15 protein-coding genes are annotated in these 15,148 nt (G+C 40.4%); 9 read left to right on the top strand and 6 right to left on the bottom strand.

The genetic code is table 11. The features are described from left to right. The first annotated feature begins 82 nt into the window (after positions 1-82). The 5 genes from benA (at position 83) to benE (ending at position 5,185) form a co-directional block, all read left to right on the top strand. A complete protein-coding gene (benA, locus tag FTU05_RS00075; RefSeq protein WP_168379611.1) occupies positions 83-1,480 on the top strand; it encodes a benzoate 1,2-dioxygenase large subunit in 1,398 nt (465 codons plus the stop codon). Continuing rightward, positions 1,477-1,986 (top strand): benzoate 1,2-dioxygenase small subunit, encoded by a 510-nt coding sequence (benB, locus tag FTU05_RS00070; protein ID WP_180163843.1) that lies wholly within the window; start codon positions 1,477-1,479, stop codon positions 1,984-1,986. Before benA ends, benB begins: the two co-directional genes overlap by 4 nt. 94 nt (positions 1,987-2,080) lie before the next feature. Continuing rightward, positions 2,081-3,097, top strand: coding sequence for a benzoate 1,2-dioxygenase electron transfer component BenC (gene benC / locus FTU05_RS00065; RefSeq protein WP_180163841.1), 1,017 nt, complete (start codon positions 2,081-2,083; stop codon positions 3,095-3,097). A 14-nt stretch (positions 3,098-3,111) separates the two neighbouring features. Then, entirely contained in the window at positions 3,112-3,897 is a 786-nt protein-coding gene (gene benD / locus FTU05_RS00060) for a benzoate diol dehydrogenase BenD (protein WP_180027182.1), read from the top strand. 64 nt (positions 3,898-3,961) lie between these two features. Further along, a complete protein-coding gene (gene benE, locus FTU05_RS00055; RefSeq protein WP_180027183.1) occupies positions 3,962-5,185 on the top strand; it encodes a benzoate/H(+) symporter BenE in 1,224 nt (407 codons plus the stop codon). Positions 5,186-5,366: 181 nt separating this feature from the next. Here benE and FTU05_RS00050 read toward each other — a convergent pair whose 3' ends face one another. Continuing rightward, positions 5,367-6,203, bottom strand: coding sequence for an SDR family oxidoreductase (locus FTU05_RS00050; protein WP_180163839.1), 837 nt, complete (start codon positions 6,201-6,203; stop codon positions 5,367-5,369). A 524-nt stretch (positions 6,204-6,727) separates the two neighbouring features. On the opposite strand from FTU05_RS00050, the gene FTU05_RS00045 reads away from it, so the two are divergent. Then, positions 6,728-7,168, top strand: coding sequence for a DUF2147 domain-containing protein (locus FTU05_RS00045; protein WP_168379617.1), 441 nt, complete (start codon positions 6,728-6,730; stop codon positions 7,166-7,168). Positions 7,169-7,253: 85 nt separating this feature from the next. Here the strand turns inward: FTU05_RS00045 and FTU05_RS00040 are convergent, their stop codons facing one another. Next, positions 7,254-8,309, bottom strand: a complete 1,056-nt coding sequence (locus FTU05_RS00040) for an aromatic ring-hydroxylating dioxygenase subunit alpha (RefSeq protein ID WP_180050827.1) — start codon at positions 8,307-8,309, stop codon at positions 7,254-7,256. 248 nt (positions 8,310-8,557) lie between these two features. Here FTU05_RS00040 and FTU05_RS00035 point away from each other — a divergent pair, with 248 nt between their 5' ends. After that, the gene (locus FTU05_RS00035; protein ID WP_180163837.1) at positions 8,558-9,487 is read left to right on the top strand and encodes a LysR family transcriptional regulator; all 930 of its coding nucleotides are present in this window, start codon (positions 8,558-8,560) and stop codon (positions 9,485-9,487) included. Between the two features lie 103 nt (positions 9,488-9,590). Here the strand turns inward: FTU05_RS00035 and hpxO are convergent, their stop codons facing one another. After that, a complete protein-coding gene (gene hpxO / locus FTU05_RS00030; protein WP_180163835.1) occupies positions 9,591-10,748 on the bottom strand; it encodes an FAD-dependent urate hydroxylase HpxO in 1,158 nt (385 codons plus the stop codon). A gap of 207 nt (positions 10,749-10,955) precedes the next feature. Here hpxO and alc point away from each other — a divergent pair, with 207 nt between their 5' ends. After that, the gene (gene alc, locus FTU05_RS00025) at positions 10,956-11,963 is read left to right on the top strand and encodes an allantoicase (protein WP_180163833.1); all 1,008 of its coding nucleotides are present in this window, start codon (positions 10,956-10,958) and stop codon (positions 11,961-11,963) included. Positions 11,964-12,053: 90 nt separating this feature from the next. After that, positions 12,054-12,554: an ureidoglycolate lyase gene (locus tag FTU05_RS00020; protein WP_180111488.1), complete on the top strand. Its 501-nt coding sequence runs from the start codon at positions 12,054-12,056 to the stop codon at positions 12,552-12,554. Positions 12,555-12,759: 205 nt separating this feature from the next. On the opposite strand, the gene FTU05_RS00015 is transcribed toward FTU05_RS00020, so the two are convergent. From FTU05_RS00015 to uraD, 3 genes are read right to left on the bottom strand one after another with little or no spacing between them, the layout of a single operon-like run. Continuing rightward, the gene (locus tag FTU05_RS00015) at positions 12,760-14,139 is read right to left on the bottom strand and encodes a nucleobase:cation symporter-2 family protein (protein WP_180163831.1); all 1,380 of its coding nucleotides are present in this window, start codon (positions 14,137-14,139) and stop codon (positions 12,760-12,762) included. A gap of 30 nt (positions 14,140-14,169) precedes the next feature. After that, positions 14,170-14,490, bottom strand: coding sequence for a hydroxyisourate hydrolase (uraH, locus tag FTU05_RS00010; protein ID WP_180023718.1), 321 nt, complete (start codon positions 14,488-14,490; stop codon positions 14,170-14,172). Further along, positions 14,487-14,990 carry a 2-oxo-4-hydroxy-4-carboxy-5-ureidoimidazoline decarboxylase gene (gene uraD / locus FTU05_RS00005; protein ID WP_180163829.1) on the bottom strand — a complete coding sequence of 168 codons (504 nt, stop codon included), beginning with the start codon at positions 14,988-14,990 and terminating at the stop codon, positions 14,487-14,489. The genes uraH and uraD overlap by 4 nt, the downstream gene beginning before the upstream one ends. Positions 14,991-15,148: the final 158 nt, after the last annotated feature.

Below are 15,148 nucleotides of genomic sequence, written 5' to 3'. Positions count from 1 at the left end.
CTCACTCAAAGGAAGCCGAGCTGTCTCATCCAAGTTTGACAACTCGGCGACTATCCCCTCATTGGACAGTCGGAGAATGGACATGCCACGTATTCCTGTAATTAACACCAGCCATCTAGATCGTATTGATGAACTTCTTGTCGATAATTTTGACACTGGTGAATTTAAACTGCACCGCTCAGTATTTACCGATCAAGCGTTGTTTGATCTTGAAATGAAATACATTTTTGAAGGTAACTGGGTATATTTGGCACATGAAAGCCAAATTCCAAATAACAATGATTATTACACGACTCATATCGGTCGCCAGCCCATTATCATTGCACGTAACCGTAATGGTGAATTGAATGCCATGATCAATGCCTGCTCACACCGTGGCGCACAGTTATGTCGTTATAAAAAAGGCAACAAAGCGACGTATACATGTCCATTCCATGGTTGGACCTTTAATAACTCAGGTAAATTGCTCAAAGTTAAAGACCCTGCCGAAGCGGGTTATTCAGATTGCTTTAACCAAGATGGTTCACATGACTTGAAAAAAGTCGCACGCTTTGAAAGTTATAAAGGCTTTCTATTTGGTAGCTTAAATCCTGATGTGCCAAGTCTAGTAGAATTCTTAGGTGAAACCACCAAAATTATAGACATGATCGAAGGTCAGTCGGAAAATGGTTTAGAAGTTTTACGTGGTTCATCTACCTATACCTATGAAGGTAACTGGAAACTGACAGCTGAAAATGGCGCAGATGGCTATCACGTTTCAGCCGTGCATTGGAACTATGCAGCCACCACACAGCACCGTAAAGAAGCACAAGCTGCAGATAATATTCGTGCTATGAGTGCGGGTTCTTGGGGCAAGCAAGGCGGTGGTTCTTATGGTTTTGACAGTGGTCACATGTTGTTATGGACGCAATGGGCTAACCCAGAAGACCGTCCAAACTTTAGCAAAGCCGATGAATATACCGAAAAATTCGGCGCACCGATGTCGAAATGGATGATCGAGCGTTCACGCAACCTTTGTCTTTATCCAAACGTCTATTTGATGGATCAATTCGGTTCACAAATTCGCGTTTTACGCCCGATTTCTGTCAATAAAACTGAAGTCACCATTTACTGTATCGCCCCTGTTGGTGAAGAGCCAGAAGCACGTACACGTCGTATTCGTCAATATGAAGACTTCTTTAATGCTTCAGGCATGGCAACACCTGATGATTTAGAAGAATTCCGTGCCTGCCAAGCTGGATATGCAGGGATTGAGCTGGAATGGAACGACATGTGCCGTGGTTCAAAACACTGGATTCATGGACCGGATGATGCAGCCAATGAAATTGGATTAAAACCACTATTAAGTGGCATCAAAACCGAAGATGAAGGTCTTTACCTTGCTCAGCATCAATATTGGTTAAAAACCATGAAACATGCCATCGCTGAAGAAAAAGAACTAGCTGAACAAGTCGCAAATGAACAAGGAGATGTCGCATGAATGCAACTGCATATTTAGACAGCGTAAGCATTGAAGCTGTATCTCAGTTCCTCTACCGCGAAGCGCGTTTTTTAGATGATGAACAGTGGGATGAATGGCTAGCGTGCTATGCCCCATCTGCTTCATTTTGGATGCCGGCTTGGGATGACGATGACCGCCTAACGGAAGATCCGCAGTCTGAGATTTCTTTGATTTATTATCCAGACCGTCAAGGTTTAGAAGACCGTGTCTTCCGCATTAAAACTGAGCGTTCATCTGCCACGATGCCGGATACACGAACTAGCCATAACATTAATAACGTCGAGATTATTGAACGTGATGGCGACAAAGTAACGGTGCGTTTTAACTGGAACACCTTAAGTTTCCGCTACAACACCAACTATAGCTACTTTGGCATGTCACGTTATGAAATTGATTTTTCAGGTGAGCAGCCAAAAATCCTCAGCAAATATGTTGTTCTGAAAAACGATTATATCAACCAAGTTATTGATATTTATCACCTCTAAAAGCTTATTTCACTAAGCAAGGTTTTACTTTCATCCAGAAGGATATTTGGCTGAAAGGACACGTTATACCAGATTTTCAAAAGGATATTCAGCCATGTCAAACCATAATGTTGCACTTCAATTTGAAGATGGCGTTACTCGTTTTATTAGTGTTGCTCAAGGTGAAACCCTATCCGACGCAGCCTATCGTCAAAAAATCAATATCCCTCTAGATTGCCGTGATGGCGCATGTGGGACATGCCGTGCATTTTGTGAGTCGGGAACTTACGACATGCCTGAAGAATCTTATATCGAAGACGCTTTAACCCCCGAAGAAGCTGAGCAAGGTTATATTTTAGCTTGCCAATGTCGTCCAAGTTCAGATGCGGTTTTCCAAATCAGTGCATCATCTGACGTGTGTAAAACTGAAATTCATGAGTTTCAAGGCATATTGTCACGTGTTGAAAATATGTCGGATTCTACGATTACCTTTGATATTCAACTGGATGAAGGTCAACCGGACATTAACTTCTTGGCAGGTCAATACGTCAATGTCGGCATTCCGGGGACTGAAGAAACTCGTTCGTATTCGTTTAGTTCAAAGCCGGGCAATCGTTTAACAGGCTTCGTGGTTCGTAATGTCCCTGAAGGCAAAATGAGTACTTTCCTGAGTGCCGATGCGAAAGCCGGCGATAAAATGACCTTCAAAGGACCTTTTGGTAGTTTTTATCTGCGTAATGTCGTCCGCCCTGTGGTCATGCTTGCAGGTGGTACAGGTATTGCGCCGTTTATGTCCATGTTACAAGTGCTTGAAGAAAAAGGTTCTGAACAACCTGTTCGTCTTGTATTTGGCGTAACCAATGACTTTGACATCGTGGCAAAAGACAAGCTCGATGAATTACAAAGCAAACTCCCGTGGTTCGAATACCGTACTGTGGTCGCTCACCCTGAGTCACAGCATGAACGTAAAGGCTATGTGACCAGTCATGTTGAAAAAGATTGGTTAAACAACGGCGATGTAGATATTTATCTCTGTGGTCCTGTGCCGATGGTCGAAGCGGTACGTGGCTGGTTAGATACCGAAGGCGTTAAACCTGCAAACTTTTTGTTTGAAAAATTCTCAGCGAATTAAGGGAGAATAGTTTAATGTCAGAACAAGCCAGATTTAACAATAAAGTTGTCATCGTTACCGGTGCCGCTCAAGGTATCGGTCGTGGAGTAGCACTACAAGTGGCTCGAGAAGGCGCTCAAGTGGTATTGGCAGATCTCTCAGATTTTGTTGAAGAGACGCTGAACGATATTCAAGCCCACAATGGCGATGCCATTATTGTTAAAGCCAATCTTGAAACATTTGCAGGCGCTCAATCAGTTGCTGCTCAAGCCATTGAAAAATATGGCCGAATTGATATTTTAATCAATAACGTTGGCGGTGCGATTTGGATGAAGCCCTTCCAAGAATTTTCAGAAGAAGAAATCATTAAGGAAGTTAATCGTTCATTATTTCCAACCCTCTGGTGCTGCCGAGCCGTGTTACCTGAAATGATTCAAAATCAGCAAGGGACAATTGTAAATGTATCTTCTATTGCAACCCGTGGTATTAACCGTGTGCCATATTCAGCGTCAAAAGGTGGGGTTAATGGCTTAACCGCTGCTCTCGCTTTTGAACATGCCAAAGATGGTATTCGAGTCAATGCCGTAGCCACAGGTGGCACAGAAGCCCCACCACGAAAAGTACCAAGAAATACCAATCCATTGTCAGATCATGAAAAACAATGGATGCAAGACGTGGTCGATCAAACCATTGACCGTACATTCTTGGGACGCTATGGCACAATTCAGGAACAAGTGAATGCCATCTTATTTTTGGCATCCGATGATTCATCTTATATGACAGGAACAGTCGTCCCTGTTGGTGGTGGAGATCAAGGTTAAACGCTATACCGTCATTGGTTTAATTCAACAGGCTCATTGACATAGTCGCATGGAGGCAAAAGCGATGGCACCCCTGTTAAAAACATTAAAAGAAGATTGGTCGATCTCAGCGACGGTTGCAGGATTTTTAGCCGTGCTGATTTCATATTCAGGCCCACTGATTATTTTTTTCCAAGCCGCACAAAAAGCTCAAGTTTCCCCAGCCATGATGATTTCATGGATTTGGGGGATTTCTATTGGTGCTGCGCTGGCGGGTATTTATCTCTCTATTAAATATAAAACCCCGGTGATTACCGCGTGGTCAGCGCCCGGTACAGCCCTTTTAGTCACCCTATTTCCGAATATTTCACTGAATGAAGCCATAGCAGCTTATATCACGTCCGCTATTGTTATTTTCTTGATTGGCATCACTGGCTATTTTGACAAACTCTTAAAATGGATTCCTCAAGATGTCGCTGCGGGAATGATGGCAGGTATTTTATTTCAGTTTGGACTTGGACTGTTCACTGCGACAGATAGTATGCCGATCATTGTCTTTGGCATGTTATTGGTCTTTCTCATATCGAAAAGACTTTCGCCACGCTACGCGATGATTTGGGTCTTACTGACTGGTGTCATCCTGAGTTTTACATTAGGAAAAATTAATCCTGTTGATGTGAATTTTCAACTCGCTATACCGCAGTTTATTGCTCCAGTTTGGACTTGGAACTCGACTTTAAATTTGGCGATTCCCTTAATTTTAGTCAGTCTGAGTGGTCAGTTCCTTCCGGGGATGGCGATCATGAAACTAAGTGGATATGACACGCCAGCTAAGCCCATTATCACTGCGACCAGTATTGCCTCGCTCGCTGTCGCATGTGTCGGAGGTATTACCATTGTTTTGGCGTCAATTACCGCAGCCATGTGTATGGGCAAAGATGCACATGAACTAAAAGAAAAACGTTATATAGCCGGTATTGCCAATGGTATTTTTTATATTTTAGGCGGCTTATTTGCAGGCAGTATTGTCATGTTATTTAGCCTATTACCTAAAGAGTTGGTCGCTGCACTTGCAGGTTTAGCGTTATTAGGTGCGATTGGAACAAACATGTCCGTTGCGATGAAAAATGAGGCCAACCGTGATGCGGCGCTAATCACTTTTTTAGCGACAGCCTCAGGTATGCATTTTTTAGGGCTAAGCTCAGTATTTTGGGGGATTTGTATCGGTGTCGCTGCACATGTCATTTTGACCAAACGAGTAGCCACACAAGCACCGATGACAACGACTCAAGATTCTAAAAGTTCATAATGTCCAAACGCATTGCCAATACAAAGAAGATGGAACACTACATCTTCTTTGTTTAATCGAAAACTCAATTTTTTGATTTTCTTGTCATTTATAAACTTAAAAATTCAATATTCGAAATTAAGAGCTCTATAGGATAAAAAAGGGATCATGTTGCATCATCCCTTTTTTACTTATCTTTGAATTATTTACGTTTTTTCTTACCACTAAGTAGATCTATGGCTTGGGCATAACGTGTAGGTGCAATTCGCTGAATTAAATCAATAATTTTGGCATCATTACCAATTAAAACTCGACGTTTATTCTGCTTTACCGCATCTAAAATGACTTTTGCTGCGACTTCAGGCGTTGTTTTTAGCACTTTATTAAATGCTTTCGTGGCTCTATCTGGGTTCATCCCTAACGCACGAATACTGTCACTCATACGCGCGCTATTTGCAATATTGGTTCGAATCCCACCCGGATGCACGCAAGTTGCGCTGACTCCAGCATTTTCCAAGTCTAATTCTTGGCGTAAAGATTCAGTAAAACCTCGTACCGCAAACTTCGTTGCATTATAGGCACTTTGAGTCGGTTGAGCCGTCAAACCAAATAAGCTGGAAATATTAACTATATGTCCATCGCCACTTTGTTTTAAATACGGTAAAAATGCTTTTGTCCCATATACCACGCCCCAGAAATTAATATTCATAATCCACTCAATTTCATCATAATGCATACCTTCTACAGTACTGGCTAACGCGACACCTGCATTATTAAAGATCAAATTGACCTGGCCAAATTCAGCTTGGGTTGCAGCCGCCCATTGCTCGACAGCGGCACGATCAGATACATCTAATTGGGTCTGAATTATTTTCACACCGGTGTGCTTAATCATTTCAGCCGTTTGTGCAAGACCGTCAAGGTTGCGATCACTTAATGCTAGATGCGCACCTGATTGAGCCAGTTGAATGGCTAACTGCTGCCCAATACCTGAACCTGCTCCAGTAATGGCTGCGACTTTGTTGTTAAAATTTTTCATCGTGATTCCTATACACACTTAATCTCGTTCAGTGAACAAGCTGCATTTTCATATTATTCATAACACAAGCTTAACGAGAACTGATCTATGAATGAAATGATTTTATTTAATTGTAAAATATGAATGCTATACATAGCTCTTTAGCGTTATTGCTTCAAATCAAATTAATGTAATTCAACATGATTAGAGCAAAAATTGAAAACTTAAATGAGCCTTTTAGCTCCGGCTTTTTTTGGGATTGTAGCTCTAAATTTTTCAGCTCAAACAGCGTTTGATATTTATAAAAGTGATACAAATCCCAAATGTTATAAACAAAGCTCAACATTTATTCTATTTTTCTACACGATCCAGATTCTACATATTCAAAATCAGTATATAAAATCCACAATATATACTTATTTTTTTGTGAATATAGCCCTTGAAGACAACAAGGCTGATGCTTTGTAATTTTCCAAGTCTTGTGTATCCACCCTTTGGAAGATCAGGGATGCACATCTCTTACTATGTTCAATAGAGGTTCTAAAATGATAAAAACAACTCTTAGCCTAATCGGTTTGTCACTGGTGTCTAGCTTAGCTTTGGCTGCTGATCCATTGCATGGTACTAAATGGAAAACCATCGATGACCAAACCAAAAAACCTTTATCTGTAGTTCAATTTAATGAAACATCAAAGGGCGTTTTATCTGCAAAAATCGTTGATGTACTCACCCCGGGTGAAGCAGAAAACTGCCAAAAATGTGTAGGTAAATTCCACAATAAACCACTACTCGGTGTGCAAATCGTGAATGGTTTGAAAAATACCGGTAAAAATACCTATGACGGTGGTAAAATTACTGACCCGAAAAATGGTAAAACCTATAGTTTCAATGCCAAAATGTCGAATGACGGCAAGACCTTGAATGGTCGTGGCTATATTGGTGTATCTGCGCTTGGACGCAGCCAAACATGGATACGTGTAAACTAATCCTTTATGTACAAAGTCAAAAGCGGCTCGATTGAGTCGCTTTTTTTGTATGAAAACCAAGAATGAAATTATTCGAAAATAAAAATTAAACGGTATAACGTTTGCTTAGCCCCCATTCGGCTAATATTCGACGATAGGTTGTCGATGAGCGATCTGCTTCGAAATGCGCCTCCATACTGATATCCAGTGGCAATTCCTCAGGTTTTTGACTTTCCACCATGTCCTGATCTTCAGCAAAAATTTGTGCATTAAAATCATAGACCGCTTGTAAATCGCCTGTGGTATCAAAATTACGAGTTAAAGGCACAAATAAACGGGTTTTATTATGCGATACAGGACAACAGGCATTTAATATTTTTAACACTCCATTTTCAGGAAAATCGATGGTTAAAATTGCAGAAAATGGCGGATAGACATCAAACGTTCTTTTCCATAAAAAATCTTCTGGCGCTAAATGTTGTAAGCCATGCGGATAATTACTCACATCACTAAGATATTCTGTATGTAGTCCATAGTCTGTACGCACTGTCGAATATTTTTTCACTTTGGGGTTTTCACGGTCTGCAAAGCTCTCATGATGCACCCATGCGAAATGTGCAACATCAATAAAGCCTTCGAGCTGACGTCCACTTGAACCACCAATATCTACATAAGGTGGCAATATAGATTGGTGCTGCTCGTTATCCCACGTGTCTAAATCTGGAAAATTGGCCGTAGATTCATCGCGATTAAATAAACTGGTCCACACCAATCCATATTTCAATACAACTGGAAATTTAGTTAATGAAAAACGCTCTGAAATTTGAGTCAGCTCTGGCTGTGCGGGAATTTTTACACACCTTCCTGCGCCGTTATAATGTAAACCATGATATGGACAAATAATGTCTTCACCCTTGACCCAGCCTTTAGTTAATGGCACCCCTCGATGTGGACAAATGTCACGAACCAAATGAATTTTTCCACTTTCAGTTTGATATAACGCCATTTTTACATCGAGTAATTGCACTTGTTGCGGTTCAGTCGAAACATCTTCTACACGTGCAACGGGATACCAATGCTGCGCCAAAATATTCCAGTCGTTGGCATCAAATGTACTGCACTGAGGTTGGGTAAATAAATTGAGTACTGGAATGGCATTCATAGTTCATCTCGACATTTTCAATATTTCTTTAGCATTTAGCGCTATTTAAATTTTGCTAAATCCTTATTTTCTAAGTCGAAATTAAATTCTAAACACATTTCTGTCTATTAGAATGATTTGCATAGATTGTTCTGTTTTTTAGAACATTAAGCATTGATCCCTGCTTGATTTGATAAAGCTGGCATGAATATCGCTTAAAATGCATAACATTATGATTCGCTGATGACGCGATAGAGATTGAAGCCTGTATGTCGATTACTTTTTCTAGATTTTCTGAATATTTTATGGCGGTTGCACGGACTGGAAGTCTGCGCAAAGCTGCTGAACAACTCTTTATTTCAGTCTCGGCAGTACATCGACAAATCGTTTTGGCAGAGGAAGAACTCGGGGTTGCCCTATTTGAACGACTACCTCAGGGCTTAAAACTGACGCTCGCGGGTGAATTACTATATGCCGATTTATTAAAATGGCAAAAAGAGTATCAACTGACGCGAACTCGATTTGATGAAATCCAAGGTTTGAACCGTGGAAACATTGAAATGGGCTTTATTGCGGCTTTGAATGACAGTTTTGTCGTCGACTGCATTCAAAAGATGGCTGAAACCTATCCGTGGATCAACCTCAACATCAGCATGAATAGCAGTGAAGACATTTCTAGAAAAATCGTCGATGCAGAATTAGATTTTGGCATTATTTTAAATCCCAAAAGCCATAGCCAATTAGAGATTTTATCCTTTATAGAAATTCCTTTGGGTTTTGTGATGTCGCCGCATCATACCTTGGGTGGGATGGATAAAATTTATCTTTCAGATACGTTAAATGAACGGCATATTTTGCCGAGTGAACCACTCATTATTAGTGAATATGTACAGACTTTATATAAACATCATAAGTTTAGTCCTATTCAAAAGATCGAATGTAATGACATTAGAATGATACTGTCATTGATTCAACAACAATTAGGCATCAGTTTGATGTCATATATGGATGCTTTGCCATTGCTTGAGAATAATAAGATTATTTTTAAACCGATCCGTGAAAAAGGTTTGCACAGTTTGACCATTGCTTTATGTGTCGCATCGAAGCGCCAAACTTCTCGAATTTCTCAGATCATGATTAATCATTTGGTGGAAAAAATGGAAGAAATTAAAATCAATTTAAAATCCATGACCCCCTAAAACCAATATTTTGGCGTTGTAATAGCAAATAATTATTTAAAAAAAGCCAGTGCGAATAACCCGTACTGGCTGCTGAAAGCTAAAGTTTTATTAGTTTATTTTTTTAATCCAATGGATTGCCTACAATATTACTAATGATGCCTTTCATAATATGATTGCCTTGTTCTTTACGCAGTTCTGCATACCATTCGCGCGTCACACTTTCATCTTTCATATGCGTCACATCACAACGTTTACGCGCTCGCAGAACCAATTCATTAGCACGTTCATTACGTTTATTTTGATAACGACGCAATGAATCTTGTAAGCCCAAAGTATTGATTTGCAAAGAACGAGCTAAATAAATTGCATCTTCCATTGCTTGGCAACCACCTTGTCCAATATCAGGCGTTGTGCTGTGTGCTGCATCACCCACTATCACCACACGACCTTTGTAGAAATCTGCAAAAGGTTCAATATCATGAATTTCTACCCGATTGGTTTTTTTGGCATCTACAGCATCAATTAGCTTTTGAACCGGTTCACACCAACCTTTAAAGTATTCTTTAAATAAGGCCTTATATTGTGTGCGGTCATTTTCTAAGCCTGCTGCCAAAGGTACATCAAAGAAGAAATAGAATCGGTTGTCGGCAACGGGCATCAGCGAAACGCGCTTACCTTCTCCTACAAATGTCGTCCATTGATCTGCCGCAGCAAATTCTTCTGAAATATCGACTAAACCGTTCCAATTGACATAACCTGCATAGCGGCGCTCAACTTGTTCCCCCAATACATACGCCCGTGTCAATGAATGTGTACCATCGGCGCCAACCAATAAATCAGCCAGAACCTCACTTCCGTCAGCAAAACGGGTGATCACTTGATCATCTTGTTCTGAGAAGCTCACCATTTTTTTGCCTAGATGAATATTCTCACGACCAAATTCATCCATGAGCATATTTTGTAAGTCTGCGCGTGAAACTGGATAAGGTCGCTGACCAACTTCTTCGATTAAAGGAAACAGACTAAACTGTGTCATGACATCGCCCGTTAAACCATCGATATAGGCTAAGCGATCCATCTTGCCACCGAGCTTTTCGACTTGTTCGGTTAGCCCCAAATAGTTCAAACATTTGACACCGTTAGACCATAAAGAAATAGCGGCCCCAACAGGTAAAATTTGTTCTGCCTGTTCATAGATGGTTACTTGGTGTCCGAATTTTTTCAAAGCGATCCCAGTCGTTAGGCCCGCCATACCTGCACCAATAATTGTAATGTCCATCTATAACTCCCCTGTGTTTTTTTAAATATCTTTCTCCTAAAAAGCGAAAAGCATACCATTTTTTCAAACAAGCAATAAAAAATTCTAAAGTTGGCACACGCTGTGCTTCTAAACACGTGTAAATGCTTGTTTTTATCGAATGTTAAATTTTTAACACTGAAAAAAAATGCATATGTTTTAAATGAAAATAGTGAATGGATTTTATATATGGCGACCTTACTTGCACCTAGTTTTGATATTCCTGCACAATTACAGACACTTACAAATTTAGCAGATGACCGTATTGGTGCAAAAATACTTGAATGTTCAGATGATTTTTTTGCAGAAGCAAAACGCATGCTTCAATTTAATGCACCTATCTTTGTCGAAGATAAATTTGATGAGCATGGCAAATGGATGGATGGTTGGGAAACGCGTCGTAAACGCCATGCAGGTTATGATTGGGCAATCATCCAACTCGGTGTTGCAGGACGAATTCAAGCCTTAGATATTGATACAACATTCTTTACAGGGAATTATCCAGCTTCCGCATCCGTTGAAGCCTGTTTTGCACCAAGTGGTGAGCTAGCACAGGCAGCATGGGTCAATATCTTAGACAATACCGTATTGGGCCCGAGCCAACACCATATATTGAAGGTCTCAAATGATCAGGTTTTTACCCATGTACGTTTAAATATATATCCAGACGGTGGTATTGCACGATTTAAAGTCTATGGTGAAGTTCAGGTTCAAATTCAAGACAGTACGAGCACATTAGACCTTGTTGCACTGGAAAATGGTGGACGCGTAATTGCTTATAGTGATGCTCATTTTGGACATCCACGAAACTTAATTAACCCTGGTCGTGGTATCAATATGGGAGATGGTTGGGAAACTAAACGTCGCCGTGCACCAGGTTTTGACTGGTGTATTTTGGGTTTGGGTCAATCTGGTGCAATAGAGAAAATTGATATTGATACTGCCCATTTTAAAGGCAACTTCCCTGCGCAAGTGTCCATACAAGCTATTTATGTGGAAGATGCCACTGACCCTCAACTGATTCCGCAAAGTATGTTCTGGCCGTTTTTGCTAGATTCACAAGACATGCAGATGGATCACATTCATAGCTTCGTCAGTGAGATTTTAAAGCATGAAAAAATATCGCATATCCGCATCAATATGATTCCTGACGGGGGGATTAGTCGCATACGGTTATGGGGAAAAATACATCCTTAATTGCAATATTGATAAAATAGGAAGCCTTCGTGCTTCCTATGTGTATGGTTTCAATTTTTTTAATTAAATGCCTTACTAAGATATCTAAACATGACACACAGCATAAAAATACAAGCTCTCAGTATTGAAGGCTTTGCGCCTTTTGGAGAGGTCATTTGCACAACTGGACATGATTTTTTCCACATCAATGATGCACATACAGAGCGATATCATGCCCTCGTAGAAACAGAAATTTCAGGTGATGCGGTTGCTGGAATTAGCATCTTTAGAAATATCAAAACCACTGAATTGCCTTTTACGATTTCGATGTTAGAGCGGCATCCCAACGGCTCGCAAGCTTTTATTCCAATGCAAGCACAGGCTTTTTTAGTGTTAGTCGCACCTGCATTGGATGATCACAGCCCTGATCTTACACAGCTATGTGCTTTCATTACTGATGGTAGCCAAGGAGTCAATTATCGTGCAGGAACATGGCATCATCCTCTCCTAACACTCGAAGCACCGAGTAGCTTTGCCGTCATCGATCGTATTGGCGCTGGGCATAATTGTGATGTGTTCCAGTTCCCAATGCCTATTCACATTTCAAACTAATTGTTTATTTTTAGCTTAAATACTTAGAGTTCAATAGACTAAAAATCACTTAACAATTGTTAGTAAATACCTTATTTCATGTCTTGGTATTAATTTGTTTAAATATTACGCAATAAAAAGCCCTCAATTTAGAGGGCTTTATTTATTCTATATAGTCTTTATTCTATGCATCATCGCATGGTTCAAGACTTAAAATCTGCCATGATTAATGTTGCACATCTATCGCCATGCTTGGTTTTTTAACCTGATCTTTGCTCATAGTCACTTCTTTATTTTTAAATAAATTTAGATGATTGAATACAATATTTAAAATAATCGCCATCAAACAAGTCGAACTAATGCCTGAATGAAAGAGTGTTTGCACCCATTTCGGGAAGTTGGCATAGAAAGAATAATCGATAATTGGAATCATCCCTGCTGCAATCGCAGTCGCAACAATGATGAGGTTCTTTTGCTCGTTATAGTCAATTTTCGCCAAGGTACGAATACCACTTGCCGCAACCGTTCCAAACAAAACTAAACCAGCACCACCTAATACAGGGACAGGAATCGCTGCAATCAGTCGCCCCATAATTGGCAGAACGCCTAATACGACTAAAATCATTCCACCCGCTGCGACAACAAAGCGACTTTTCACGCCAGTAATCGCTACTAAACCAACATTTTGTGCAAAAGCACTTTGCATGAATGAGCCGAAGATTGGCGCTGCTGCACTAGATAACATATCTGCACGTAAGCCATTGGTAATACGCTCAGCATCCACTTTAGTACCAACAATCTCCCCAACGGCAATAATATCTGCTGTCGTTTCAGTCATAATCACTAAAGTCACGATCAACATAGCAATAATGGCACTTAACTCAAAAGTTGGCATACCGAAAGCAAAGAAGCTTGGAAATTGAATCCAGTTACCATTTGCAACTTTAGAAAAATCGCCAAAGCCAAAGGCATAAGCCAGCACCGTACCGAAGACGATGGCTAACAAAATAGATAAACGTCGGATAGTTGCATTACGGGTTAAGTTCAGCGCAATCACGATACCCAAAGTTAAAAATGCCAAACTGATGTTCTCAGCACTTCCCCAGTCTGGTGCTTTATTGTTCCCACCCATCATCCAGCGTACCGCGACAGGCAGCAATGAAAGACCAATCACAGTGATCACACAACCAGTCACAATCGGTGGGAAAAAACGAATAATTTTTGAAAAATAAGGTGCTAGAAAAAAGCCAATTAGAGATGCAACAATCACCGCACCATAAACAGCAGAAAGCCCACCGCCTGCGGTTACTATGGCAATCATCGTCGCCACACCTGCAAATGAAACACCTTGTACTAAGGGTAATTTTGCACCGATATATTTCACACCGACGGTTTGTAGTATGGTCGCCAAGCCACCGACAAAAAGCGCCGCCGCAATCAATAAACCGATCTGCGCAGGTTCAAGTCCCGCGGCTGTACCAATAATCAATGGCGGAGCGATAATACCGCCATACATGGTTAATACATGCTGTAGTCCATAGGCAAGGCTTTTCCCTGCGCCTAAATATTCATGTTCTGGTGAAACTGTTTTATTTTTTTCTGTCATTTTTATATCCCCTATTTTTTAACTTTGCTCTTAGCTGCCACGATACGTTGAATATGCAAATGGGCTGATGAGTAAAGGAATATGAAAATGCTGCGAGGCATCTTTTACATAAAAATGAATCACAGCTTTTGGAAAAAAGGTTTCGGTATTTAAAGTCTGAAAATATTCAGCAGTCGCAAATTCAAGGCTATAAGCACCTGCTGTAAAGTCCTTCAGCGCAAAATCATTGACACGACCATCTGCATTGGTTTGGGCTGAACCTAGTAACTCTCCGTGTGCATTAAATAATTGAATGCTGACGTTTGCTGCGGGTTTGCCTAGATTGGTATCTAAAATATGTGAGCTAATCATGCGCTAAGCTCCTGTTTTAATCTTAATAAGGCAATTTCAGCCAGTTGATGATGAACAATTCGTTTTTCGGTTTCAGGATCATTCAATAATCGATATTGCAGCGCCTGTAGTACATCTTCACTACTGAGGCCAGAAGCTTTGATTAAAAAGAGGTATCCGTACTTTTTCTCATACGCGACATTGCCTTTGAGCAATGCAAATTGAGTTTCTTCATCTGCTGAAATTTCAGACTGTTCTTGATTTGAAAATTGTTGTTCCAAACAACTTAATTCTGCCTGTGCCTTTTTTTCACCAATCCGTGGATGGTTATCTAGAGCATTTTTGATTTCATCCCAAGTCCAAGCATTTGCAGCTTTTACTGCTTGCTCTATGATTTGTGTGACACAGGTATAAGGACGCTGCGCTACAATATGTTCTGCCCAGCCTTCAATTTGCACACAGTGCTTTAAAAAAGTTTTTACATCTGCTTCGGATGCTTTATTAAATTCAACAAGTTGCACTATAAAATCGCCTAAAATTATTGAATGATTGCTCTGTACACGACAAATTTCACAGAACCCTTATCCTATCAGGATTCTGCTTTCTTAAAATTGCCAAAATTTCCTTAAACTCTTCTTTTTTCCCAAAACCAATTAAACGCTGAATCGCCATTTGAACA

Source organism: Acinetobacter sp. YH12049 (assembly GCF_013419875.1).
GTDB lineage: Bacteria > Pseudomonadota > Gammaproteobacteria > Pseudomonadales > Moraxellaceae > Acinetobacter > Acinetobacter amyesii.
This window is presented reverse-complemented; position numbering and strand designations above follow the sequence as displayed.

Excerpts from the sequence above, each read along its gene's own strand:
- benA (WP_168379611.1), top strand. The coding sequence starts at position 83 with ATGCCACGTATTCCTGTAATTAACACCAGCCATCTAGATCGTATTGAT.
- benB (WP_180163843.1), top strand. The coding sequence starts at position 1,477 with ATGAATGCAACTGCATATTTAGACAGCGTAAGCATTGAAGCTGTATCT.
- benC (WP_180163841.1), top strand. The coding sequence starts at position 2,081 with ATGTCAAACCATAATGTTGCACTTCAATTTGAAGATGGCGTTACTCGT.
- benD (WP_180027182.1), top strand. The coding sequence starts at position 3,112 with ATGTCAGAACAAGCCAGATTTAACAATAAAGTTGTCATCGTTACCGGT.
- benE (WP_180027183.1), top strand. The coding sequence starts at position 3,962 with ATGGCACCCCTGTTAAAAACATTAAAAGAAGATTGGTCGATCTCAGCG.
- FTU05_RS00050 (WP_180163839.1), bottom strand. The coding sequence starts at position 6,203 with ATGAAAAATTTTAACAACAAAGTCGCAGCCATTACTGGAGCAGGTTCA.
- FTU05_RS00045 (WP_168379617.1), top strand. The coding sequence starts at position 6,728 with ATGATAAAAACAACTCTTAGCCTAATCGGTTTGTCACTGGTGTCTAGC.
- FTU05_RS00040 (WP_180050827.1), bottom strand. The coding sequence starts at position 8,309 with ATGAATGCCATTCCAGTACTCAATTTATTTACCCAACCTCAGTGCAGT.
- FTU05_RS00035 (WP_180163837.1), top strand. The coding sequence starts at position 8,558 with ATGTCGATTACTTTTTCTAGATTTTCTGAATATTTTATGGCGGTTGCA.
- hpxO (WP_180163835.1), bottom strand. The coding sequence starts at position 10,748 with ATGGACATTACAATTATTGGTGCAGGTATGGCGGGCCTAACGACTGGG.
- alc (WP_180163833.1), top strand. The coding sequence starts at position 10,956 with ATGGCGACCTTACTTGCACCTAGTTTTGATATTCCTGCACAATTACAG.
- FTU05_RS00020 (WP_180111488.1), top strand. The coding sequence starts at position 12,054 with ATGACACACAGCATAAAAATACAAGCTCTCAGTATTGAAGGCTTTGCG.
- FTU05_RS00015 (WP_180163831.1), bottom strand. The coding sequence starts at position 14,139 with ATGACAGAAAAAAATAAAACAGTTTCACCAGAACATGAATATTTAGGC.
- uraH (WP_180023718.1), bottom strand. The coding sequence starts at position 14,490 with ATGATTAGCTCACATATTTTAGATACCAATCTAGGCAAACCCGCAGCA.